Source organism: Roseivirga sp. AWQ4_251, from assembly GCF_056158225.1.
Genome location: NZ_JBSWSW010000001.1, coordinates 1,086,942 through 1,112,322, shown reverse-complemented (window position 1 = coordinate 1,112,322; position 25,381 = coordinate 1,086,942). Strand labels below are relative to the sequence as shown.

The 25,381-nt window shown below is 39.3% G+C and carries 22 protein-coding genes and 3 tRNA genes; 20 read left to right on the top strand and 5 right to left on the bottom strand.

Translation table 11 applies throughout. The features are described from left to right. Nucleotides 1–37: 37 nt before the first annotated feature. The 3 genes from ACXACJ_RS05005 to ACXACJ_RS04995 all read right to left on the bottom strand — a co-directional run bounded on the left by ACXACJ_RS05005 (nt 38) and on the right by ACXACJ_RS04995 (nt 2,381). Nucleotides 38–1,096, bottom strand: a complete 1,059-nt coding sequence (locus ACXACJ_RS05005; protein WP_475133174.1) for a DUF6588 family protein — start codon at nt 1,094–1,096, stop codon at nt 38–40. A 20-nt stretch (nt 1,097–1,116) separates the two neighbouring features. Further along, nucleotides 1,117–1,743, bottom strand: a complete 627-nt coding sequence (locus ACXACJ_RS05000; protein ID WP_475133173.1) for a hypothetical protein — start codon at nt 1,741–1,743, stop codon at nt 1,117–1,119. 86 nt (nt 1,744–1,829) lie between these two features. Beyond that, nucleotides 1,830–2,381 carry a hypothetical protein gene (locus ACXACJ_RS04995; protein ID WP_475133172.1) on the bottom strand — a complete coding sequence of 184 codons (552 nt, stop codon included), beginning with the start codon at nt 2,379–2,381 and terminating at the stop codon, nt 1,830–1,832. A gap of 233 nt (nt 2,382–2,614) precedes the next feature. Here ACXACJ_RS04995 and ACXACJ_RS04990 point away from each other — a divergent pair, with 233 nt between their 5' ends. Genes ACXACJ_RS04990 through ACXACJ_RS04970 form a run of 5 tightly spaced genes read left to right on the top strand, consistent with a single transcriptional unit; the run spans nt 2,615 to nt 6,732 of the window. After that, a complete protein-coding gene (locus ACXACJ_RS04990; protein ID WP_475133171.1) occupies nt 2,615–3,244 on the top strand; it encodes a peroxiredoxin in 630 nt (209 codons plus the stop codon). A gap of 35 nt (nt 3,245–3,279) precedes the next feature. Then, nucleotides 3,280–4,551, top strand: coding sequence for a 3-deoxy-D-manno-octulosonic acid transferase (locus tag ACXACJ_RS04985; RefSeq protein WP_475133170.1), 1,272 nt, complete (start codon nt 3,280–3,282; stop codon nt 4,549–4,551). Beyond that, nucleotides 4,548–5,468: a ribosome small subunit-dependent GTPase A gene (gene rsgA / locus ACXACJ_RS04980; RefSeq protein WP_475133169.1), complete on the top strand. Its 921-nt coding sequence runs from the start codon at nt 4,548–4,550 to the stop codon at nt 5,466–5,468. Before ACXACJ_RS04985 ends, rsgA begins: the two co-directional genes overlap by 4 nt. Nucleotides 5,469–5,480: 12 nt before the next feature. Further along, complete coding sequence (locus ACXACJ_RS04975; RefSeq protein ID WP_475133168.1) at nt 5,481–6,023, top strand: inorganic diphosphatase; 543 nt, start codon at nt 5,481–5,483, stop codon at nt 6,021–6,023. A gap of 31 nt (nt 6,024–6,054) precedes the next feature. Next, nucleotides 6,055–6,732, top strand: coding sequence for a protein-tyrosine phosphatase family protein (locus tag ACXACJ_RS04970; RefSeq protein ID WP_475133167.1), 678 nt, complete (start codon nt 6,055–6,057; stop codon nt 6,730–6,732). A 4-nt stretch (nt 6,733–6,736) separates the two neighbouring features. Here ACXACJ_RS04970 and ung read toward each other — a convergent pair whose 3' ends face one another. Then, complete coding sequence (ung, locus tag ACXACJ_RS04965) at nt 6,737–7,399, bottom strand: uracil-DNA glycosylase (protein ID WP_475133166.1); 663 nt, start codon at nt 7,397–7,399, stop codon at nt 6,737–6,739. A 76-nt stretch (nt 7,400–7,475) separates the two neighbouring features. Here ung and apaG point away from each other — a divergent pair, with 76 nt between their 5' ends. Further along, entirely contained in the window at nt 7,476–7,862 is a 387-nt protein-coding gene (gene apaG / locus ACXACJ_RS04960; protein WP_475135073.1) for a Co2+/Mg2+ efflux protein ApaG, read from the top strand. A gap of 5 nt (nt 7,863–7,867) precedes the next feature. Beyond that, a complete protein-coding gene (locus ACXACJ_RS04955; protein WP_475133165.1) occupies nt 7,868–8,641 on the top strand; it encodes an O-methyltransferase in 774 nt (257 codons plus the stop codon). On the opposite strand, the gene ACXACJ_RS04950 is transcribed toward ACXACJ_RS04955, so the two are convergent. Further along, the gene (locus ACXACJ_RS04950) at nt 8,628–9,218 is read right to left on the bottom strand and encodes a methyltransferase domain-containing protein (protein WP_475133164.1); all 591 of its coding nucleotides are present in this window, start codon (nt 9,216–9,218) and stop codon (nt 8,628–8,630) included. The two genes, ACXACJ_RS04955 and ACXACJ_RS04950, sit on opposite strands and share 14 nt — an antisense overlap. A 99-nt stretch (nt 9,219–9,317) precedes the next feature. Between ACXACJ_RS04950 and ACXACJ_RS04945 the strand changes: the two genes are divergently transcribed. The 13 genes from ACXACJ_RS04945 (at nt 9,318) to ACXACJ_RS04885 (ending at nt 25,334) form a co-directional block, all read left to right on the top strand. Beyond that, nucleotides 9,318–10,235: a chromosome segregation protein SMC gene (locus tag ACXACJ_RS04945; RefSeq protein ID WP_475133163.1), complete on the top strand. Its 918-nt coding sequence runs from the start codon at nt 9,318–9,320 to the stop codon at nt 10,233–10,235. A gap of 66 nt (nt 10,236–10,301) precedes the next feature. Then, nucleotides 10,302–11,690, top strand: coding sequence for an MFS transporter (locus tag ACXACJ_RS04940; RefSeq protein WP_475133162.1), 1,389 nt, complete (start codon nt 10,302–10,304; stop codon nt 11,688–11,690). A gap of 12 nt (nt 11,691–11,702) precedes the next feature. After that, nucleotides 11,703–13,703, top strand: coding sequence for a type I pullulanase (pulA, locus tag ACXACJ_RS04935; RefSeq protein WP_475133161.1), 2,001 nt, complete (start codon nt 11,703–11,705; stop codon nt 13,701–13,703). Between the two features lie 290 nt (nt 13,704–13,993). After that, a complete protein-coding gene (locus ACXACJ_RS04930; RefSeq protein WP_475133160.1) occupies nt 13,994–16,699 on the top strand; it encodes an ATP-binding domain-containing protein in 2,706 nt (901 codons plus the stop codon). A gap of 567 nt (nt 16,700–17,266) precedes the next feature. Then, nucleotides 17,267–17,521 carry a hypothetical protein gene (locus ACXACJ_RS04925; RefSeq protein ID WP_475133159.1) on the top strand — a complete coding sequence of 85 codons (255 nt, stop codon included), beginning with the start codon at nt 17,267–17,269 and terminating at the stop codon, nt 17,519–17,521. A gap of 423 nt (nt 17,522–17,944) precedes the next feature. Then, on the top strand, nt 17,945–18,874 hold the full coding sequence (locus tag ACXACJ_RS04920; protein WP_475133158.1) for an alpha/beta hydrolase family protein: 930 nt from the start codon (nt 17,945–17,947) through the stop codon (nt 18,872–18,874). Between the two features lie 260 nt (nt 18,875–19,134). Next, nucleotides 19,135–20,241, top strand: coding sequence for a hypothetical protein (locus tag ACXACJ_RS04915; protein ID WP_475133157.1), 1,107 nt, complete (start codon nt 19,135–19,137; stop codon nt 20,239–20,241). 697 nt (nt 20,242–20,938) lie between these two features. Then, a tRNA-Cys gene (locus tag ACXACJ_RS04910) sits at nt 20,939–21,009 on the top strand. A gap of 254 nt (nt 21,010–21,263) precedes the next feature. Beyond that, a tRNA-Tyr gene (locus ACXACJ_RS04905) sits at nt 21,264–21,346 on the top strand. 146 nt (nt 21,347–21,492) lie between these two features. Further along, nucleotides 21,493–21,557 (top strand) — tRNA-Gly (locus tag ACXACJ_RS04900). Nucleotides 21,558–22,079: 522 nt separating this feature from the next. Further along, nucleotides 22,080–23,174 (top strand): slipin family protein, encoded by a 1,095-nt coding sequence (locus tag ACXACJ_RS04895; RefSeq protein WP_475133156.1) that lies wholly within the window; start codon nt 22,080–22,082, stop codon nt 23,172–23,174. 232 nt (nt 23,175–23,406) lie between these two features. Continuing rightward, complete coding sequence (locus ACXACJ_RS04890; RefSeq protein WP_475133155.1) at nt 23,407–23,931, top strand: hypothetical protein; 525 nt, start codon at nt 23,407–23,409, stop codon at nt 23,929–23,931. After that, nucleotides 23,913–25,334: an RtcB family protein gene (locus ACXACJ_RS04885; protein WP_475133153.1), complete on the top strand. Its 1,422-nt coding sequence runs from the start codon at nt 23,913–23,915 to the stop codon at nt 25,332–25,334. Before ACXACJ_RS04890 ends, ACXACJ_RS04885 begins: the two co-directional genes overlap by 19 nt. Nucleotides 25,335–25,381 lie beyond the last annotated feature (47 nt).

The following is a 25,381-nucleotide window of genomic DNA, read 5'->3' as shown; positions in this document are numbered from 1 at the left end:
ATCATGGGGCCTTAAATCTCTATCTTTCTTTACTTGATTAAATACCTGGAACAATCGGAATGTTAGTAGCAGATTTTCCTTCTCTGAAACTAAATCCAATTCCCACGGTAGCTGTGTTGTATTCTTGGAAAGCGTATTCTCCAAAAATATTCAAGAACAACAATCTAATTCTCAAACCTACATTAGCTCGCATTCCGCTTTTGTCATAAGACAAATTGATTGGATCTGGATATGTGCTGTTTTCTGTTTCGTAAGTTCCCAAAAGGTCAAATGTAGTAGACGATTTAGCAAAACCAATTCCTCCATAAGCTGTCAAAAACGCTAGTTTCTTAGAAACAATCGCTTGAGCCAAAGTACCTTTTGTTTCGAATGCTGCTGTCTGATTCTTATCAGCATCTATTACAAAATTAGTTTTCATATTGGTATAACCTACAAATACTGAAAGATCGAAAGGTAATGCCTTAACTACAGGAATATGTTGTTTGATATCGTGCATTACACCAATGCCGAAGAGATTAACGTTTACATCGTCATCATCTCCAAAAGATTGTTCAGGCACGTATCTTACTTTAATTTCAGTACCCTTAATCAAACCAAGACTCAACTGAATCATTGGGGTTGGTACCGCATTAAATGGTATTTCCTCTTCTATGCCCAACCCAGTTGGCGCAGAAATCCTGATGGTTTCATTGCCTTGATTATCCAAAAATCTCAGTTGAGGGAGGTCATCTGCACCTAAATTAGGGCCAAACAAAGTTGGTAATTGGGCAGAAGTTCCTGCATTATAAAGCTCAACATTTGTATAATCACTATTTCTGAAAGTAAAGAATTCAGCACTGCTAGGAACCATGGCAGCTGTTGCTGAAACACTTAGTTCAAAACCTAAAGATCTGTGCGGTCTGGCAGTATTGTACCATCCACTATTGATACCATAGCCAATACCTTGGAACATTGGCTCCATATAAGATTGCAGCAGCTTATTAGCATCACCCAAACCAGCTTCTAGAAATGTATCGAAATCAAACTGTGCTTTTGAAACATTCACTAAAGAAACCGACAAAAGCCCGATTAGAAAAAATCTTGTATATAATCTCATCTTAATGTCTTTTTTAAAAATTAATCCAATTGAACTCTTGCCGTGATATCGAACCAAAAACCAAACTCTAACGATACACTCTCTTCGTTAAGCACTACATCCTCTCCGTATATCACTAGCTCAAAACGGAATGACTGGCTATTGCGAATGGCATTTTCCAATTCAGCCATTACTGCAGCATTTGTATCGCCAGGAGCATCTTCATCATATAAAAGAAAATCCTTCACTGCATCCTCATTCGCATCATCAGTATTGTATTGTTGAATAGCGGTGATTTTTCTTGTCATTAAGGTTTGTGCATTTCCATTATTAACAATCAATTTCACTTCGATATTAAGATCAGCTTGATTTGGATCTGAAAAATCAGAGATATCACACCAAATCTTACCAATGGTAATCTTTTGAATTTCATCCAAATAGTCTTCGAACTCATCAGCAGTAATACCATCAATATTCTCATTCATGGTTACTGTTTCAGGATTTGTTTTCTCGAAGTTTTGACCCACAGCAAGAAGTGGCACTTCCATAGTGTAGCTTATCTTTTCATCAATCTGAACAATTTGAGAGATGTCCGACTGAATACCAGCTTCCCCACAACTGTAGAGCGCCATTACCAGACATAAAAATGCTAATAGATTTTTTTTCATTTTGTGTTAGTTAAAAAGCATGTTAAAAATGTTTCTCCAATTAATTCAGAGAAAAACATTCAGGTAGTTCAATATTAGTGAGTTTTTTAATTGGCAGGTTGGGCCACCGATGCAGTGATATCCCAAACCACGTTGACGGTAAAATTACTATCAATTTCGCCATCAAAAGAAGCATTTACGATTAAATTAAATGGTTCTTGATTATCGATAATGGCCTCTAAGCTGGCCACTTGTGCCGAAGAAAGTTGCGAATCGGATTCTCCCAATTCATAGGCTACAAAAAGTCCGTTGGTAAGCTCAATTTCCGAAACCTGGAAAATCTCTGTCAAAACGCCATCCAATTCAGTACTCAAAGTCAAGGTCATATTTTCGGCCTCTCCAGTTGCTGAATATCCCGAAACCTGATAAGTCAATTGATTTAGCGTAATGCCCTTAATCAATTCAGCATCTTCATTGAAAAGTTTGGTTGGGTCAACTGCTTTACTTACTTCAACACTTTTATTGGCATCGGCATTCACCTCGCTTTTCTTAATGCTAAAAGTATAGCTTCCTGCAGAAGGGACTGTAATTACCAGACCACCTTCGTCACAAGCCACAATACAGACAAGCAGAGCCAAAAACAAACCTATCTTTTTCATTGAATGCATTTTAGGAATATGTAAAGTTAGCAATAAATCGCTATTCACTAAGTATTTTTTCTGATTGAACCCAAAGCAAACGTTATTCACAAAAAAACTCACTCAGTTTGCCTTCAACAAATGTGAAACTTATCTTCGCGGCCGATTCCACGCATGCTTTGCCTTTTCTATTTAAGGCTAATGAATTGAATGGAATTTTGAATTAGAATTTTCACATAAACTAAGTAATAAGAATGTCATTAGTAGGAAAAAAAGCACCCGTATTTAGTGCTCCAGCAGTAATCAATGGAGAAGAAATCGTTGAAGGTTTTTCTCTTGATCAATATGTTGGTAAAAAAGATGTTGTATTCTTCTTCTACCCTAAAGATTTCACTTTCGTTTGTCCAACTGAAATCTTGGCTTTCCAAGAAAAATTAGGCGAATTCGAAAAAAGAGATGTAGCGGTAGTAGGTGTTTCTTGCGATACTGAAGAAACTCACCTGGCTTGGTTAATGACTGCTAAAAACCAAGGCGGAATCGAAGGTGTTACTTATCCTTTGGTTGCTGACTTTTCAAAAACTATTGCTTCTAACTTCGGTGTATTGGCTGGAGACTGGAACTACAATGAAGAAGGTGATTTGACTTTCGAAGGTGCGCCTGTAGCTTACAGAGGCACTTTCTTGATCGACAAAAACGGTGTGGTTAGACAAGAAACCATCAACGACCTTCCATTAGGTAGAAACATTGACGAAATGATCCGTTTGGTTGATGCGCTTCACCACGTTGAAAAATACGGTGAGGTTTGCCCAGCAAACTGGGAAGAAGGAAAAGACGCTATGCAAGCTACAAGAGAAGGTGTTTCTGAATACCTTTCTAAAAACTAATTAGTGTAATGTCAATACCATAAAAGCCCTCCCTTATGGAGGGTTTTTTATTTTTGCAGCCAATGAAAGTTCTGCTTTACAATTTATCCATCCTTTTTTATCGCTTAATGGTAAGCCTTGCCGCTCCGTTTAACGATAAGGCCAAAAAATTTATTGATGGCAGAAAAGGCATTTTCGATAAACTAAAGCAAGACTTTTCTAACCAAAAGGCTCCTTTAGCTTGGTTTCATTGTGCTTCTCTAGGCGAATTTGAGCAAGGCCGACCTGTGATTGAAGCTTTCAAAAATCAGTATCCTTCGCATAAAATCCTGATCACCTTCTTTTCTCCTTCTGGATATGAACTCCGGAAGAATTACGAGGAAGCAGATTTTGTGTACTATTTGCCCACCGACAGCAAGGCTCATGCAAAGCAATTTTTGAGCATCATAAAACCTTCTGTTGTGCTGTTTGTGAAATATGAATTCTGGTATCATTACTTGAACGAGGCTAAAAAGAAGCAAATTCCTTTATTCTGTATTTCAGCCCTTTTCAATCCCAACCAGAGATTCTTTAAATGGTATGGCGGGCTTTTCCGTAAAACATTGGGGTTCTTCGATAATATATTTGTTCAGAATGCCATTTCTAAAGAACTGCTCGAAAGCATTGGGCTAACTCAAGTTTCGATTTCTGGCGATACACGCTTCGACCGTGTAAAACAAACTGCCGCAAGCCCAAAAGCCTTTCCAATCATTCAGCAATTTTCTGAAGGCCAAACCACTATGATCATAGGCAGCTGTTGGCCTGCAGATTTAGCTTTTTTGTTCCCAATTATCAATCAAGCTGAAAACGTAAGGTTTATAATTGCGCCACATGATATCAGCGAAAAAAGCATTCAGTATATTGAAAATGGCTTGAGGGTTCCTTCAGTTCGTATCACGGAAACTGAAGTTTTGCCTGCTGAGGCTCCCAAAGTGATGATTATCAATACCATTGGTATGTTATCGTCATTATATCAATATGGTGATTATGCCTACATCGGAGGTGCCTTTGGCGATGGCCTCCACAATATTTTGGAAGCTGTGACTTTTGGTTTGCCGGTGATTTTTGGGAATGGAAAATTGGAGAAATTCCCTGAAGCTACCCAATTGGTGCTCGAAGGAGGCGCGTTTTCATTCAATACACAAAACGAAATTGAGGATATCTTCCAAAAATTGAACGAAAATGTTCGATTCCGTGGTCAGGCTTCCGATATTTGCACATCGTTTATTGAACGCAATACAGGCGCTACAGAGAAGATTATGAGAACGCTTAGTTCTAGAAACATATGAGGGGAAGGGTTATCAAATCGACAGGTTCTTGGTATGAGGTGAAAACGGAAAACGGCAATGTTTTCCGAAGTCGCTTACGTGGCAAGTTCAAGCAAGACGGTTTGAAAATCAACAACCCAATTGCCGTTGGCGACTGGGTAGAAATTGAACAAGAGGGCGAGCAAAATTCGGCCGTTATCAATCAAATTGAACCGCGCCAGAATTACATTATTCGCAAATCTACCCGCAAATCAGGTTTCTCTCATATTATTGCTTCCAATCTCGATCAGGCAGTTTTAATGGCAACACTTTCGTTTCCAAGAACTTCCCTCGGTTTTATAGACCGCTTTCTGGTTAGTGCCGAAGCTTTCAGAATTCCAACCATTCTTGTAATCAACAAAAAGGATTTATTCACTGAGGAAGATTTGGCTTATGCCGAACATCTGAAATCCTTATACGATGGTTTGGGCTACACAACATTTCTGGTTTCTGTGTTAGAAAATGAAGGAATGGATGTTTTGAAAGAGCAATTATCTGGAAAAACCTCCTTGATTTCGGGACACTCCGGAGTAGGGAAATCTTCTTTTCTGAATGCATTAATACCAGATTTGGAATTAAAAACGGGCGAAGTCTCAAAGTTTGCCAACAAAGGAACCCACACCACAACCTTTGCCGAAATGTTCGATATCGATGAAAATTCTCATCTTATCGATACTCCTGGCATTAAAGAATTGGGTTTGGTAGAAATGGAACAAGAAGAAATCAGCGATTACTTCCCTGAAATGAGAGCCTTTTTGGGGCAATGCAAATTCAACAATTGTCTGCACGTAAACGAACCCCACTGTGCAGTTTTAGAAGCCTTTACGGAAGGTGAAATTTCCAACTCCAGATACCTAAGTTATTTAAGCATGTTGGAAGACTCCGACAACAGAAGATAAATCAAAGAAATTATGAATAATCCATGGCATAACGTGTCGCCTGGTGATAACCTCCCAAACGAGGTACAGGCCATTATTGAAATTCCAAAAAACAACCGTGCAAAGTATGAACTAGACAAAGAAAGCGGTTTGTTAAAGCTCGATAGAGTGATTTATAGCGCAATGTATTACCCACACAACTACGGTTTTATTCCGCAAACTTATTGCGATGATAAAGACCCGTTGGATATTTTGGTAATCTCTCAGATTCCGATCGTCCCTATGTGTTTGGTAGACGCCAAAGTGATTGGTGTAATGCGCATGTTAGATCAAGGCGAATTGGATGACAAACTTATTGCGGTTGCTGCACACGACAAGTCAGTAAACCACATCAACGATATCAGCGAACTTCCAGAACACACTTTATTGGAGGTTAGAAACTTCTTTGAAGATTATAAAAAACTTGAGAAGAAAGATGTTGTGGTAGAAGAGTTCCAAAACAAAGAAACTGCTATCGAAATTCTTTTGAAGAGTTTAGAAGATTATAAACTTCAATTCGGAGATTCAAAACAATAGTATATTGGAAGCCACAAACGAAACCTGTGGCATGTCAAATCATAAAGAATATGGAGAGCTGGTAAACCAAATTGAAAACTGGCTCTCCTCCCCCATCTCTTCCTCCCGCGAAGAAGCCATTTCCAAGGCTGATTATTTCATTGCTGAACTTCAAAAACTTATTGGCCAGTCAGCAGAAGCAGGCAAAATTCTAGGTCCTTTCTTGGGTAAGGTTAAAGCCGCTCAAAAGAACTTAGCTTCTATGGAAGCAATTAATTGGGTAGCTGTGAAAGAAGGACATCTCGCTTTAGGTCACCGCCCTAGCGCCAAGCTTTTATCCGACATTAAAACTCAACACGGAACACATATCTTGACTTTGCTGGCAGAAAGTGAAGGTGCAAAAGACACCAAAACATTTGCGCAGAAAGCCAAGCTGTCATGGATTTGGTTTCCAATGGAAAGTGCAAAACCACTAGAAGAACAAAGATTGCCCGAACTCAAAACACTGTTCAATAATCTGACAAAAGCTTTAAGTGAAGGCGCTAACATTTACATTCACTGCTCGGCAGGCATCCACAGAACAGGAATGATTTCTTACACTTACTTGCGATACCTTGGCAATGACAAAGCCACAGCAATGGAGCATCTTCATCAACTTCGCACGGATACCTATGAAGGAGTTGGAGACGAAAGAACAGCTTGGGGAGATAGTATTTTAGAGCAACTTTAAAATACTACCAATTTATTTCTGACTTACCACTAGCTTTTAGGTATTCATTCGCCTTGCTAAAATGCCCATTACCAAAAAAACCTCTGTGAGCAGAAAGCGGTGAAGGATGCGGAGATTTCAAAATCAAATTGTCTGAAGGATTTACAAAAGCAGCCTTTTTCTGAGCATAGCTTCCCCATAACAAATAAACTATTCCCTTTCGTTTTGAAGCCAATTGATGAATGACAGCATCGGTAAAAGTTTCCCAACCTTTGTTCTGATGAGAACCCGCTTGGTGTGCCCTAACCGTTAAAGTAGCATTGAGCAATAAAACGCCTTGGTCGGCCCAACGGTCTAACGAACCGTGTGGTGGAATATCTTTTCCCAAATCTCCTTTCAATTCTTTAAAAATATTGAGCAAAGAAGGCGGAAATGGCATTCCTTCCTTTACCGAAAAACACAAGCCATTTGCCTGGCCTGGCCCATGGTAAGGGTCTTGCCCCAGAATAACCACTTTGACATATTCAAAATCACAATGATCGAAAGCTCTAAAAATGTTTTTGCCCGAAGGATAAATGGTTTGGCTCTGATATTCTTGCTTGATAAATTCTACCAATTCTTTGAAATAACCCTTATCAAATTCCTCATGCAATACGTTCTTCCAGCTTTCTGCAATTTTTACATTCATCGATTTTTCTTTTTCTCAATTAGTAATTTTAAAACTAATCTATATCTTTAAAACTCAGAAGGGAAAGGAAGAAATGATCGTAACAGCGGTAACAGAAGGCATAAAGGTAAGCGTGGAAACCAACTATCAACCGGAGTACTCCAGTCCGAACCAGCAGCACTTTGTTTTCACTTACCGCATCACCATTGAAAATGACGGTGAAAACACCATTAAACTCCATCGCAGACATTGGTTTATTTTCGACACCAACAATTCAATGAGAGAAGTTGAAGGCGAAGGCGTGGTTGGCCAACAACCCGTTCTAGAACCTGGGGAAAAACACCAATATGTTTCGGGCTGCAACCTTCGTAGCGGTATTGGAAAAATGCACGGCACTTACCTAATGGAACGCGTAATGGACGGTAAGCAATTTGAAGTTGCTATTCCTGAATTTACCATGGTAGTTCCTTACTTAATGAATTAATCCCCTTGTTTCAAGTATTAGCATATATAAGCTACTGGCTAAAGGCAGTAGACGAGCATTCGCTTCACTCTCCGTTTCTGTTCAATCTTTATTTAGATGTAATCAAAGAAGATTCGGATTTGGGTTTTCATAAAATCGAAAACCTTCGTTCTGAACTACTTGCATCGGAAAAAAGCTTCCATTTTGAAGACCTTGGTGCAGGGTCGAGAGTAAATTCGGGTGAGGAAAGAAAAGTTTCAGAAATCACCAAGCACTCTTCTACTCCAGCAAAATTCTCGAGGTTACTTTATAGATTCATTCAGCATTTTGGTTACTCAGAAGTTTTAGAACTCGGCACATCGTTGGGCTTAAACAGCCTGTATATGGCTCAGGCTTCGCCAGAAGTTCAAGTGCTTACTTTTGAAGGTATTTCGGAGATTTCCGATTTGGCCAGAAAGAACTTTCAGCAAATGGGGTCTTCCAATATTCATATGGTTGAAGGAAACATTGACCTTACACTAGCGGATAAAGTTGCCCAGCTTAAAAAAATTGACCTTGCCTATATAGATGCCAATCATCGCTACGAGCCCACTTTAAAATATTATGAACTGATTCAACCGAAAATATCGCAACACGGCATGATCGTGATTGACGATATTCATTGGTCGAAAGAAATGGGCGAAGCATGGTTAGTTTTAAAAGCTAAGGCAGAAGTAACCTTGTCTTTAGATTTATTTGAAGCAGGCATTTTGTTTTTCAACCCCAACCTAAAAAAGGAAGATTACATTATAAAATTCTAGGCAGCATTTTCACAAAAAGCTCTGAACCAGCCCGAGGCGTGATAGAATTATAAGCTTCTTCCATGATTTCTATATCAAAGAACTTTTCAAACAAACCACGATATTCCGTTTCTGTTGCTCCAAATGGAGGCTGACTGTTTTCAAGATGGATTTTGAATAACACCCCAACCAGTTTTCCCTTAGGTTTTAAAAGTGATTTCATTTTACGAACATAAGACTGCCGCAATGCGGGGTTTAAAGCACAGAAAAAGGTTTGTTCCACAATCAAATCGAACTCTCCTTCAAAATTGAAAAAATCGCCATGAATAAGTTGTTCTTCTGGGAAGTCACTTACTCGTTCTTTCAAAGCAATCAGTGGAGCTTTTGAAATATCGACTACCCATACGTTTTTAAATCCGCTTCGGAACAAATATTCAGCTTCGTGTGCATTTCCCGCACCTGGAATCAGAATTGAAATTGATTTATCGGTCAATTGATCAAAATACTCCTTCAATGGTGTGGAAACATGCCCAACATCCCAACCCGCTGTGCCTTCTTTATAACGATTGGTCCAATACGCTTCATTGAGTTCTTCCATAGCCTATTTTGTTTCAATTGGCATATTTAAAAAAGATTTAAGTAATTCGCCCAACATTTAGCGCTTTGGGCGTTAACATTTCGAGACCACCGCAGAACCATGAGTGAAGAAGTAAAAAAGAACAACGAAAGCAAGGATAAGGTAAGGATCATTTTAGTAGTGGCAATTGTTATCATTGCCCTTGGAGCTGGTTTTAAAATTTATTCCGATTACCAAGCCAAACAGGCCTTACAAGAAGAATTCGATGCTACGAAAACCACACTCAGCAGCAAATTGGATAGCATCAGTGGTCAATTGAGCAGCAGAATAGCCGAAATCGCCAAATTGGGAGGCAATATCGATTCCCTGGTTACTTTAAAAGACTCCATTACTGCCGAACGCGATCAACTTCAAAGAACACGTACGGCCAATAAAGCCCTTCTCAAACGTCTCGACCGTAAAGTTTCTGGCTATGAGGAATTGCTTCTTGTTAAAGATGAAGAAATCGCTGCCCTAAAGGAAATCAACACCAAGTTGGTAGAAGAGAACATTGGTTTGAAAGAAGAGAAAAACGAATTGAACGCTACAATTCGCCAAGCAGAACAAACCAAACAGGAACTGAAGCAACAGATTTCTTTAGCCGCAAAATTGAAAGCGGAAAACGTTAAGGTTTTCAACATTAACTCTCGAGGAAAAGAACGCGAAGGAGACTTCAGAAGTAGGCAGGCCGAAAAAATTAAAGTCACTTTCAACTTAGCTGAAAATGAAGTAGCACCAGTAGCTGGCCATAAAATCATGATTCAGTTGGTTGACCCAGCTGGCAATGTTGTTTTTGATGTAGCCAGAGGTTCTGGTTCTTTTCAGGTAGACGGCAAAGAACAGTTCTATACTGCCATGCAAGAAATTGTGTTCGATAACTCAAAACAAGAGCTTTCATTCGTTTACGACAAAGGCTCTGAATTCGAAAAAGGTGACCACAAAATCATCATTCTCTCCGACTTTTATGAAATCGGCCAAGCTAATTTCACGGTGAGATAATTGCAAAGAAATTCAAGCAAAAGCCCGAGGTTCAATATCTCGGGCTTTTTCATTTTATAAGCTTTTGTGGATTTAGCAACAACCGAATGCAAACGTTCGCATTTGGCTTTAGCGGGCTTTAAGCTATCTTTCATTTTTAGACTTTACGCTAACCGCTATTCACTCATGCTTGCCATTCAAAGAAACCAAACCACTGGATTTTTCGCTTTGCTCAGTTTACCAGCCACGGCCATGGGCTTTGCGCTTTCTGTGCAAATTGCTGCCCTAAGCTGGATATTGAACACCAAATTCGGTTTCAATCTGGAAGAAATTGGATTCGTATGGGCTGCCGGCCCACTAGCAGGCATCATTGGTCAAGTCTTTATCGGCCTAATCAGTGATAACGTCTGGTTTTGGGGCGGAAGAAGGCGTCCATTTATTCTGATTGGCGGAACCATAGCTGCTTTAATGCTACTAGCCCTTCCCAATATCGATGTAATTAGCGAAGCACTTGGTTTTGAAGAAGTTATGGGAGTCGCAATTGCGGTAGCCATTTCTTTAGATCTGGCTATCAATATCAGCTTCAACCCTACTCGCTCGGTAATTGCCGATGTAACTAAACCTGGAGTAATCAGAACGAAAGGCTATACTTGGATGCAAACCATCTCGGGCTTTTTTGGTGTGGTGGCCTATCTTATTGGTGCTTTTGTGGGCAACTATCCTTTGATCTATTTAGGAGCTATACTCGTTTTTCTTTTTTCAGTTATCCCAACCTTCTTTATTAAAGAACCTGAAGTTTTAAACGACACAACCTCAGAGGCCGAAGGCATGGTAAAGAGCAAAACGGATTTACCAATGTTTTTGAAAATCTGCGTAGCTCATGCTTTTACCTGGCTTGGAGTGCAAACCATGTTTGTGTACACTTTTGGCTATATCAAGGAAGTGATAATGGGTTTCAGCACCACCGAACAACTTGCAGAAGCTCAAAACAATGAAATAGGATTTACCATTGGAATCGCCTTCGCTATTTTAAATACCGTAGGTTTTATTTTGCCAGCCTTGATACTGGAACCTATTACTGAAAAACTTGGTCGAGTGAAAACTCACACATTATGCATTGCGACAATGGCCATTGGTTATGGACTGATCATCTTCTTTGGGCAAAGCACTGTTGCTCTGTACAGCTTAATGATTGTGGTTGGCATTGGCTGGGCGGCAGTGGTAAGTTTGCCTTTTGCCATCATGTCGGAAACGGTAAACCAGAATAAAATGGGACTATTTATGGGGCTTTTCAATCTTTCCGTAGTATTACCTCAACTTGTAGCATCTAGTTTGGGTGGTTTTATTGACGGCCGAGAAGACAAAACTATCATCTTCATTATCAGCGCAGCATCTCTGGCAATTTCTGCCCTGCTGTGGCTTTTAGTGAAAGAACAAAAGAAATCTAAAGTGGCAATGGCCTCTTCTACTCACTAATCATTGCTTATTATGAAATCCAATTTTCTAACCTATATAGCCTTCGTATCTTTCACCCTTATGGTCTCTTGCGAATCAGTTCCTCAATACGAAACTTACAACGATTATCCTGTTTATGAAGGTGACGATTTGGGCTTTACTTATACACCTGAAGCCACCACTTTTAAAATCTGGTCGCCTGTGGCTTCCGAAGTAAAACTTCATTTATATGACAAGGGAGATGGAGAAAATGAAATTGCCAATGTAAACCTCAAAAGAGTTGAAAAAGGCGTTTGGCAAGGCGAAGTAAAGGGAGACCTGAAAAACAAGTACTACACTTTTCAGGTCAAGCAAAATGGTGAGTGGAAACAAGAGAAACCCGACCTCTATGCACAAGCGGTTGGTATAAATGGCCAAAGAGCCATGGTAGTTGCTCTGGACGAAACCGATCCCGCAGATTGGGATAACGACCAGAGACCAGCACTTGAAAATTATACAGATATCATCATTTACGAACTTCAAGTTCGGGATATGTCCATTCACGAAAGCTCTGGAATTACCAATAAAGGCAAATTTCTAGGCCTTGCAGAAACTGGCACAAAAAATCCCGATGGCCAATCTACAGGTCTCGACCACATTAAAGAACTAGGTGTTACACACGTTCACCTTCTCCCCTCTTTCGATAACCGATCCATTGACGAAACACGTCTTGACGAGCCGCAGTACAATTGGGGTTACGATCCGCTCAACTACAATGTACCCGAGGGAAGTTTTTCTACCGATCCTTATGATGGAAGAATTCGAATCAACGAATTCAAGCAAATGGTAAAGGCCATGCACGACAATGGACTTCGCGTGATTCTGGATGTGGTGTACAACCATACCGGCCAAACAGAAGATTCCAACTTCAACCAATTGGTACCCTTCTATTATTACCGCCAAACGGCTGAAGGGGCGTTTTCCGATGCTTCCGCTTGCGGAAATGAAACCGCTTCTGAACGCGAAATGATGCGCAAATACATCATTGAATCAGTAAAATACTGGGCTCAAGAATATCACTTGGATGGTTTCAGGTTCGATTTAATGGGTATTCACGACATGGAAACCATGAACCAGGTAAGTGCTGAACTCAGGGCTATTGATCCTTCCATTTTTGTGTATGGCGAAGGTTGGACTGCGGGAAGCAGCCCATTGCCACAAGATGAGCAAGCGCTAAAAGCAAATACCTATAAAATGGAAAAGGTGGCGGCCTTCAGCGATGATATAAGAGACGGCCTAAAGGGTAGTGTATTCGAAGAAAAAGAAGGTGGTTTTGTAAGTAACCGACAAGGTTTAAAGGAAAGCATCAAGTTTGGTATTGTGGCCTCTACCCAACATCCTCAAGTAGATTACAGCAAGGTGAATTACTCCAAAGCGCCTTGGGCAGCTCAGCCTTATCAAACCATCAACTATGTGTCTTGCCACGATAACAATACGCTTTATGATAAGCTCAAACTTTCGAATGAAGACGCCACGGAAGAAGACCTGATTAAAATGCATAAGTTGGCAGAAACCATTGTTTTAACCTCGCAAGGTGTTGCCTTTGTACATGCGGGTATGGAAATGCTGCGCACCAAAAATGGCATTGAAAATTCGTTTGAATCTCCTGATGAGATCAATCAAATCGACTGGAACCGAAAGACCCAATACGAATCGGTATTTAATTATTATAAGGGAATTATTGCGCTCAGGAAGAATCATCCTGCCTTCCGCATGCCTAGTACAGAAATGATTCAAAAGCATCTGAACTTTTTAGAAACCTCTGATGAAAACCTTATCGCTTACCAATTAACAGACCATGCCAACGGAGATAATTGGGAAGAAATTCTCCTACTTTTTAACGGAAGCAATTTGAACAAAACCACGCAAATCCCTGCGGGCGAATACACCATAGTAGCAGATGGCAAAACAGTAAACGAACAAGGTTTAAGAAGCTATAAAAATGGAGTGATCACCGTTCCTGCTTTCACAGCTTTGATTTTGAAAAAGGATTAGGTTCAGGGTTCAGGGTTCAGGGTTCAGGGTTCAGGGTTCAGGGTTCAGTTAGGGCAACACGGGATCCGTTTCTTCAGGTTGCCCTAATTCCATTCTAATTCCACAATAACTACCAAATCGAAGGCAAGTTAACCACCCTGAAAATATGTAGAATTCAGGAAAAAATAATGCAATATGTATTTCGAAAGTAGGTTGTTACGGAAGTTTTAGGCAAATTCCTCACATAAACGTGTTGTGTTTCATGCTGAAAAACGACCTACGGAACATCATAGATACTCAAAATCTAATCAATGAAGGAAAAAATTGAAGACATAGCGAAAAGCATAAAACGACACAGAGACTTGGAAATATCTGTTGGGGCGACAAACAATGCGGTTGGTCGTTCTATGACATTGTATCATGAAGAAGAGCAGCAATTTTGGCTTATTAACAAACAAGCAACAGTCGTTCAATTTCAAAGAGACATAAATGGTAATCTAATTCCTGAAACAGGATTTTCAAATACGTCAACCTACAAAGGTGACGGATTCCCAGTTCCAAGAGATTCTAAACTAGGTGGACTATTGATTCAATTTCATGAAGGCAAACACCAATATCAAACACCACAAGGTAAAATTGAAATTGAAATTTTTAACCGAGCAAGCTACAATCCTAGTATCGCTGACGGAGAATTTGCAACCGACATTTTAATCAAGCTTGCTGGTGACAGTAAGACCCATTCTTTTCAGAATATTTCAAAAATTTTATCCTTACAAATTGAGATAGATAAAGAAAAAGAGAAATTAGAGCAGGCAACTGACCAAGAAGCCCACCAATTAATTCAGCGTATTGCAGACAAGGAAGCTGAAATGAAAACATACCTTAACAAAGCTCAAGGATTTATCAGGAAATATGCAGAATTACGTTATCAACCAATTCTAGACCCAATTCAGGAATCAATAAAACGCTCTAAAATTTTTGACGGTTCGCTGATTATTAATGGTGGACCAGGAACAGGAAAAACTACTTCACTCATACAAAGGATTAAATTTCTCATTTCATCTTCAATTGAAGAATATACAACCTTAAACCAAAACCAAAAAGACATACTGTTTAATCAAAAAACAAGTTGGATTTTTTATTCTCCAAATGAATTGCTTGCACTTTTCCTTCGGAATAGCATGAAAATGGAAGAGTTGACAGCCGACACGGAAAGAGTTAAGGTTTGGGCTTCTCATAAAAACGAACTTGTCAAAGCATACAAACTTGTTGACACGGCAACCAAAAGACCGTTTCTGATTTATAATAAATCGCAAGGAAAAAGTCTGTTTGCAAATAAGCCCAAGAACGTGCAGAGAATTGTTTCGGGGCTAAACAAGTTCTATTTAGACTTTCAAAAAGACAAGCTAAACAAAATTACCGAAATAGATGTATCACCATTCAAATGGAAGAATACAGGCTTATCAATCCAAAAATACCTTAACGACAGGAAGAACGTCAAAAATATTGATGAGTTAATCCGACTGTTCTTAAACCTAAATGAAACATATAAAACTGAATCAGAAACAATCGCTGAAGAATATTCTTCCCTCATAAAACAAGTTGCAGGCAGGATTCAAGTAATAATTACAAAGGATTTAGAAAGGGCTACCGCCCTTTCTGATACTCTGAATCAGTGGAAAAACTCCAACCAAGATACAGAAGATGATGATGACGATGATACAGAAATTGAGTTAGAAGATTTTGAAGAGAAAGAAGAACAAACCGCTTTTGATTTTGAAAGAGAACTTTTTACCAAGTTAAAATCACTCTGTCGTAAGCAAGCGTTAAAGAAATTTGACAGGAACACAAAATTTAGTAAACGTGACCGAGAACTATTGAAACTAATTCCAGAAGTTGAACAACAGAATGAATACGACCAAATTGGTCAAACCGCTTTTTTTAAAAAATTCTTTGAAAGAATTATAAAAGGTGTTTTAGCTAATGTGTTGAGAGAAATACCAATGACTTACAAAAAACACAGACGAGAACAATTAACGACAAAGAATAAGAATTGGGATTTGCAAATTTTAGATGAATTGGTAAAAAAGGATAAAAACAGCAGAATCCATTCTGATGAACAGGCACTTCTTCTTCATTTTACAAATAGTGTTTGTTTCAGTCTTTCAAAAGGCTTCCAAAGACAATTCAATAGCCTAAATCATCCTTATTTAACAGCCTTCAAAAATCATTGCAAACCAGTTATAGGAATAGATGAAGCAACTGACTTTTCAATAATTGACCTTATTGCAATAAACAGCTTTAGACATCCTCAATTATCATCGGTAACACTTTCAGGTGATATTATGCAAAGAATGACCAATAACGGTTTGACTTCATGGGAAGACTTTTCAAGTGTTGTAACGGGAACAGAAAGAAAAGACTTAGAAGTTTCATATCGTCAAAGCCCGACTTTACTTTCATTGGCACAAGCTATTTACGAAAAATCAACAGGAAACAAGGCGAATTACAAATCATACATTGAAAAAGATGAAGCCGAACCTAAACCGTTAATTCTTGTGTCTGACGATGAAGATGAAAAGCTTAATTGGATAGCTGAGAGAATAATTGAAATTTATAAAGCCTACGGTGATTCAATCCCATCAATTGCAATTTTCTTACCTAATGAAAGTCAGCTTGAAGGCTTTGCTAATAAACTTGGAAATCTTGACACATTGTCGGACGTTGGAATTCTCGTTAAAGCTTGCAGGAATGGCGAAGTATTAGGCGATAAAAACACAGTTAGAATTTTTTCAATTGACAAAATCAAAGGTTTAGAATTTGAAGCCGTTTTCTTTCACAATCTTGACGAACTGCAAAATCAAAATTTATCAAACGACCTACTTTTAAAATATCTGTATGTTGGTTTATCAAGAGCGACATTTTACTTAGGACTGACGGTTTCAGAAGAATTAAACAACGACTTGAATTTTATTTTAGAGAATTTTGACGGGACTGGAAAAATGTGGAGAAATTGACGAAAGTTAAAAAGCACGATGCGCCAATCGAGTAGACGGCCGTAAGTCATAAGCCCACGGTGCGCCTCCCGATGCCTCGGGACGCACAACCCAGCGTACGGGTCTCGTACTGAGCGGCTCATCAGATCAGATCTTCACTTTTTGATAATAGATCACAGGCCTTCGTAACCTCTTTTTGTTAGGCGTTTCTCGGTAATGGTGGTTCGTAGAATTGGGCTTTGGGCTACTTCCCAGCCTCCTACCGAAGTCTCGGTACGAGTTCTGCTCCACTCATAGACTATTCCTTGTTCTACTGTAGCCTTCCTATTTTTAGGACAGAGCCAAATTCCAGAACCAACTGGCAAAACAAAAAGGAAAATCCTAAACGGACTCTTCGAAATTTATGATGCTTGGAAAAAGGAGCTCAACAAGCTTGGCGAAAACTACTATCTCAAAATTTGGCTTTTCGAACCCCGCTTCTCCAATTCTAGAGTAGTTTGTGCCATTGGCGATGCATTAGATTTTTACCAAGACACTTTTTTCAATCCCCATGGGGCCAAAAAACTTTTTCCGCAACATTATGGCCCATTGGAAAACAAAGTGGCAAGTTTCAATTGGGAACACCGCTTAGACGAAGATCAATTCGACAATAGCGAACCAGGAGACCCAACGCTATTTGCTACCTTAGCCGATTATGAAGAAGCTAAAAGAGCATTTGAAAAGGCATTAAAAAAACCACACCGAATCACAGCCATCAACCAACCAATTGGAAAAGCTACCGAGTATTATTCGTTCAAAAAGGGCCATGTTTGGCTAGGCGAAAAACACAAAAACATTCCATAAAATAATTTTAAAAAGATAGATTTATAGAATAACTAGAACAGAGATTTTTTAGGCAAATACTATGACTAAAACCAGCTTCTATGAAAAAGCTATTCTCTTACTTTTCATTATTACACCCAAATTAGTACATCCTCAATCCGAACATGACACTTCCATTTTTCGCAGAACCATTATTGGTAAAAACTGAATTCAACCCAAAAGCACTACCCCACTTACTGAAAAGCACCTTATGCAAGAAAAACACTTTTTAAAGAACATATTTACTTCAATCAACTTTAGTGAAGATAACCATTCCAAAAGCATCAAGAATTCAAGTAAGCCAAATGCTATGATTGTTGTAAAAGAAGCGTATTGCGGAACTTTTCGGCAAACTACTTACATAAACATGTTAAGGTTAATTTTTAACAACATCCAGAAATTGAAATGAACAAAACTTTTAGAATTCTAGGTAAAGCACTAATTTATTTTTTCTCCTTTCTAATCTTACTTATTGCCGGGGGCTATATTTATCTCTATGTGCTTCCTAAAAGACCTAAAATTACAGAACCAAATGAATTAAGCGCAGGAAAAGGCTCATTCGTAATCTATGCCCATAAGAACAGCGAGCGAAAGTCAATCAAAGTTTGGACTTATAAACCCGATCATTGGCAGAACCAAGATAAAATAGTGTTTGTTATGCACGGTGGTGGGCGCAATGCAGATGATTACCTCGATGCTTGGGTTGAGCTAGCCGAAAACAATAACCTACTTATCGTAGCACCTGAATTCGAAAACAAATTTTCAAAATACACGACTAACGACTACCAAGAGGGAAATTTATTCTCCTTTTTCGGAACTGAAAACCCCAAAAGTGAGTGGGCTTATTCGGTTATTGAAAACATTTTTGACCACATTAAATCGGTTAATAATATCACGAACGAACAGTACGATATTTTTGGCCATTCTGCCGGTGGACAGTTTGTTCACAGAATGGTAATGTTGATGCCTGAAGCGAGAATTGGAACGGCCATCGCTGCAAATTCTGGGTTTTACAGTTTACCAAACGAGAATCTTGAATTCCCCTATGGAGTAAAAAATACAGAAACAGATTTGCAAAAAGCTTACAAAAAGAGATTGGTTGTTCTTTTGGGAGAATTAGATAACGACCCAAGTTTAGGCACTTTTAGAACAACAGATTTGGCAATGGAACAAGGGGCACATAGACTGGAACGAGGAACAACCTTTTTTAAGGCGAATAAGGAACTGCAGAACAAGAATAATTGGACATTTAAGTGGGAATTGGACACCATAGAAAACGTAGGCCACGACTATAAAAAAATGTCTGAAAATGCCATTGAGTGGTTAAAAAAATAACCTCAACCATAGTTATAAGTAATTGCTCGTTCTCTCCTACTTCTAAACTCCAAAGCTTCGGGATTTACCTTGGTGTGTACTTTTAAGCCTAAGAGCCACAGCTCCGCAACAACCACCAAATCCAAGGAAACTTAAGCACTTCCCAAATATGAGTAATTAAGGAAAAAATGATGCTATATCTATTGCGAGAATAGGTTATTGCGGAAGATTTTGGCAAATTCCGCATATAAACGTGTTGAGAACGAGCAAGAAACAATCGAATGAATAGTATAATAATAGGAAATGGAATAGACATTCAGTTCGGTGGATTTGAATATACAAACAGAAGCATTGTTGAAAGAGCTTTACTCTATTTGAAAACTGGCGATTTTTCGCCTGAAGTTTACACAAAAGAAATTGAAACATGGATTTATATCCTACATTCATCAGTCCCAAACTTTTTAAATGGGGACTATGACCAATTAGCAGTACTAAATGATGAAAAGGAAGAATTGGAAAGTTTCAAAAGAAACTACTCAAAAAACGTCTCTACTTCAGATATAGGTTTTGAATATTATTTTTTGCTAAATGAATTACACTGTAGAAAAAACAAAATCACCAACCCAGAACGATATTATTTTCAAGAGTTTTTACGTAGACTTTTTTTAGATTCTATATTTAACAAAGGAGAAATTAATAAACTGTATTTAAAGTTCCCTGCTAAAGTTGTGGAATACATCAGTTCTTTTGATAATGTTTTTACAACAAATTATGACAGGAATGTAGAGTTAGCAATTGGTAGAAATGTATTATATCTACACGGAGCCTTTCATGTGCTTGACCCAGTTTATGATTCTAATAGTTTTAGAAATCGATTATCTGATAAGCCTGCTGAAAAAACTCCAGTCATTAAGGGATTTGAACATACATTTTCAAACGCAATCACTGGAAGTTCAGGAGCATTTAAACTTTTCTCTGCAAATCAAACTCAATTAGCAAATTCAGGAATAGAGAAGTTTGCGAAAGGAATGAAAGAAAATCCTGAAATCATTAGTCAAATTGAAGAATGGAAAAATTCGGATAATGAAATAGTAAAAAACCTTTATGAAGCTATTATCTTAAAGACACAAGAGCCTGATTTAGAATTTTCAATTGATTATTCTGTTAATCAACTCAAATCTGTAGAAGGAAAAATAACATTCATAGGTTTATCTCCGAATAATGATTCTCACATAATGAAAATTATAAAGGAAAATATAAAAGTGGACACTATTGAGTTTTATTATTTTGATAAACAAGAATCCCTATATATTAACCAGTTTTTTGACAATAAAAGTACCATAACCAAAAGTATTGTTGACTTTTGGAATGAAAAATCTAGTGTTTAAAACATAGCTAATAAATGCTAACACAAAAATTTGAGTTTACTTGCATAGACCGCCACATTAAAAATTTGGCTCTATGTTAATCCGAAAATTTATTATCTTTTTTTCACGCTACATTTCATACACAGACCAGTAACCTAACTTAAAGCTCCCCAACTTAACAAACCCGCATAAACGGTTTTACAAATTTCAATATCAAATTATATTTTTTTTGAAAAAATTTTACACCTACTAATCTATTGATTTTCAGAGATTTAACTTTTTATATTATAGTACAGAAATTAAAGACCTAACAATCAACCATTTGCAAATTAGAAAACTCTTTTTCTACCTTTGTGCCACAGAAAAATGAAAGAGCAATTATCACATATCAACAAAATACAGCCAGTTGGTGCACTGCGCTATATAGATTGTGATAAGCTTTGGTTCGGGATTAAAAGTTAACCTTTACAGGTATTAAGATACTTACAACCCGAGCCAAATGGCTCGGGTTTTTTGTTTTAAAAAATTTAGAAATGCAGAAGAGAGAAATGCCATTAGAGAACGCATGGTTATCACCCTATGATTATCAAAGTCATTATGATTTTGGAACAGGTGAGACATGTCTTTTGCAACATAAGATCGGGAAGAATATGACTTGACAATACCGTACACACGGCATTGAAAAGCCCGATCTGCATAAGGTCGGGCTTTTTTTATGGTCGGGATAGCCAAGTGGCAAGGCTTCAGTCTGCAAAACTGACATCATCGGTTCGATTCCGATTCCCGACTCGAAAACCAGAATCCCCAAGTTTTCTCCTTACCAAGGGGAAATACCCACAGGACAAAGGGGCAAAGAAGCTAAAGGAGAGGCAGAACGAGTGTCTCCATCATCCCGAAGTATCGGGAGGAGCGTGGGTCACATGCAGCCTTTCTCCCGATACTTCGGGATGGACTGTGATGTTTGAAAAAGCTCCAATGCAAATAGCGGGTCATTGAACCCAACAATTGGTTGATCGCCAGCTGAAAGGAACAATGACCTCAATGGAAATGCGATAACGTAGGAGAGTTATGCTGGTCTGTAAAACCAGTGCCAAAGGCTCAGTAGGTTCGAATCCTACCATTTCCACGGAATATAATCCTCAGGCATAAGGCCTGATGAGGATTTCTGAATAGCCCCATAGTGCCGAACTGGTAAGTCTCGGTATGCTACTTTGCTTGGTGACATATTCCACACTTGCAGGTCGGAGGTTCGAATCCTCCTCCCGATCAGTCGGGATAGTTCAGTTGGTTAGAACAGCAATCCCAATCATGTGGGTTCGAATCCCACTTCTAGCCCAGATTGGCTGGAATGGCGGAATTGGTAGACGCGATAGATTTGGGTTCTATTGATCAGAAGTTCATCGGTACTTCTATAAAAACCGATGCCATAAGCTGAAAGGCGTGTTCAGCTTGCCCCTCTCCTGCTTCGGCAAGCGAGGAAAATTTCGACAAAGCTCGGGTGGTTTGGGATACCGCTTGATGCAAGTATTGACTTCTACAGTTAAAACTGGCTAAAAACTTCGGTTTACAGTCGCTTTAAAAACCGGGAACTCAATACTGAATTCAGGCTCAACAAGCGCCCCACTTTAGAGAAATGGCAGGCTGAACACCACCTTTCTTAACGAAGAAACTATACGGCCAATAGCGATAAATAAATGTTAAACAGCGGTTTGACAAAAGGATTGAACAATGATAAACGGTCATTCTGAACTCGTTTCAGAATCCGTCTTTCATAGACAGCTTAGGAAGATCCTGAAACAAGTTCAGGATGACTTCCAAAACATTCAACCCTTTAAAGTAAGCCTCAAATTTTTACTGAAATGAAAAGAATACGAATCAATGAAGGAAAAGTCGGTTTGGTTTTTAGAAATGGCGATTACCGCAAAGTGATCACAGCGGGCACTTCTTGGATATCGCTAATGGAATCCGTGATGGTTTACAACCTTACCGAGCAGTTCAACACTTCAAAAAACTTAAACATCCTTTTAAAGGACGAAGCCTTGGCATCGATGCTTGAAGTGGTGGACGTGAAAGACAATGAGATTGTCATTCAATACGCTGATGGTAAGTTCAAACAAGTTTTGACTGTTGGAAAGTACGCGTTCTGGAAAGGTTTGGTGGAATACACCTTCACCAGAGTAGACTTGAGTGACCACAACATCACGCAAGACATCGGCAAGGCGGTACTCACCACCAACCAAGTGTTGAATTATGTTAGAGTTTACTCCGTCTTTTCATACGAAAAAGGGCTTTTGATTATCGATGGAAAGTTTGAAAGAGAGCTAGATAAGGGCACTTACTACTTCTGGAAAAACGCAACTCCCATCAGTGTGTTGAAAGCCGATATGAGGAAACTTCAAATGGAAGTTTCTGGTCAGGAAATCTTGACCAAAGACAAGGCTGGTTTGAGAATCAACTTCAACTGCCAATACAAAGTGATGGATATTATGAAATTCCACATCGACAACAAAGAAGCTGATAAGCAGCTCTACGTGTTGATGCAGTTGGCTTTGAGAGAATACATTGGCAACTACACGCTTGACGAATTGCTAGAGCAAAAATCTGCGATTGCAGACTATGTGAGTGAAATTCTACAGAGCAAAGCCGAAACATTGGGGATTGAAATCAGGGATTGTGGTGTCAAGGACATCATACTTTCCGGTGAATTGAAAAACATCATGAACCAGGTATTGGTGGCTCAGAAACAGGCACAAGCTAACGTAATCACCAGAAGAGAAGAAACCGCTTCTACCAGAAGCTTATTGAACACCGCCAAATTGATGGAAGACAACGATATGTTATTCAAGTTGAAAGAGATGGAATACATCGAACGTATTGCGGATAAAATCAACAACATCTCTCTGTCTGGCGGTAACCAGGTGGTAGACCAATTGAAAGAGATTTTCTCTAGGTAGTTGGTCTACTTAAGATTAATCTGATTAGTACGTCATCCCCGCGCAGGCGGGGATCTCCAAATGATAGGTGAGATTCCCGTTTTCACGGGAATGACGTTAAATGAGGAGTCTAAAACGAATATGAAACAATTACATATAAACTGAGGGAATACCTCCCAATGCTGCGGATTCTGTGCTCCTCTTTAGGGGAGCTGTCCGAAGGACTGAGGGGTATTTACCTTCTCAAACGAAAATGGACATTTACGAAGAATACATAGAAAGTATGATTCAGATGGCAGATCAGGCCATAGATAATGGCCAGTATGATGAAGCTAAGAATTGGTTTATAAAAGGGCTATATGAAGAACCCGGCTATGCTAAACTTCATTTTAGAATAGCTTGCCTTTTTCAGTACAACCTTTTCAATAACGAAAAAGCAGAACAGCACTATTGGCTGACCATAAAATTTAAGCCAGATTACCGATATGCTTACGAGAACTTAGCTCAGCTCTATCTGGACAACGAAAAATACGCTGGCCTTGAAAACCTGATGCAAAAGGCGATTCAGGTAGAAGGCTTCAACAAAACCTTTGCTTATGAAAATCTAGGCAAAGTAGCCGAAGCCCAAGGTCAGTTCAGCAAGGCGATTGCTTGGTATCGAAAAGGTATGATGCAAGCCCTTGACAACTACGATGTGGACGATTTAAAAGACCACATCAAGCGAAATAAGTACAAACGACTGAAGAAACGTTGGAAATTATGGCAACGAGAAAATTAACCGGAAAAGACCTGAGAAATCTCGGATTCCCTGAAGGCAGAGCCATTGGCGAAGCTATCAAGGCTATGGAAGAGCATTTCAAAGGCAAATCCATACTTCATAAAAAAGCCATGTTGAAAAAGGTGGTCGAAAACCCTGGCCTTTACTTAAAACATGAAGCCTGGGGTCCTGTGGCGATGGCCCTGATCATCAAAACTGAGCACAATGAAACATTGGCTTTAAGGGAAAAGCGTATACCATATAATATATATGGAGCGGAAGGCATTGAGCAAGGGGCTATCAACCAAATGGAGATCGCCATGAAATTACCGGTGACCAAATACGGAGCATTGATGCCCGATGCACACCATGGCTACGGACTGCCAATTGGCGGTGTACTGGCGACTGAAAATGCAGTGATCCCTTATGGAGTTGGAGTAGATATTGGCTGCAGAATGTGCATGACTATGTATGACATTCCTCCTGCTTTTGTCCATCAAAACACTGATGAATTGAAAACTATGCTGATGGACAACACCAAATTCGGTCAGGCGGTATTTAAAAGACCAAAAGATCATGAGGTGTTAGAAAGAGGTCTTTTTAATGAAATCAATGTATTGAAATCATTGAAAGACACAGCATGGAAGCAAATAGGTTCATCCGGAGGCGGAAACCACTTTGTGGAATTCGGCATTACCGAAGTCCATTCGGAGATCAATGAATTCAACCTACCAGTTGGCAAGTATCTATCGGTACTCTCCCACTCGGGATCGAGGGGACTTGGTGCGAATATCGCGAGACATTACACCAGGCTGGCCATGGATATGACCAAGTTACCGGGAGAAGCCAAGCATCTGGCCTGGTTGGATTTAGACACCGAAGCGGGTCAGGAGTACTGGCTGGCCATGAATTTGGCTGGTGATTATGCTTCGGCATGCCACCACCAAATCCACGACAGACTCGCTGCTGCCTTGGGCGAGCAACCACTGGCACTGATCGAAAACCACCACAACTTTGCCTGGAAAGAGCAAGGTGCAGATGGAAAGGAAATCATTGTGCATAGAAAAGGCGCAACCCCAGCAGGTGAAGGAGTTTTAGGAATTATTCCAGGCTCAATGACCTCACCTGGCTTTATTGTGAAAGGCAAAGGGAATGTGGATTCTATCAATTCAGCTTCGCATGGAGCTGGAAGGGTACTTTCCAGAACCAAAGCCAAGCAGACGCTTTCTAAAAAGGAAGTGAAAAAGCACATCAAAAAAGCCGGAGTTACTTTGATCGGTTCCGGTTTGGACGAGGCACCTCAGGTATACAAAAATATCCATGAGGTAATGGCTCAACAAACCGAATTGGTCGATGTACTCGGTACTTTCGAACCTAAAGTGGTAAGAATGTGCGGTGATGAAAGGTTTGGAGAGGTGGATTAAGCCTTGCCTTTTAGCAAATATTTAAGGCTCTTAGATTTCTGGGAGCC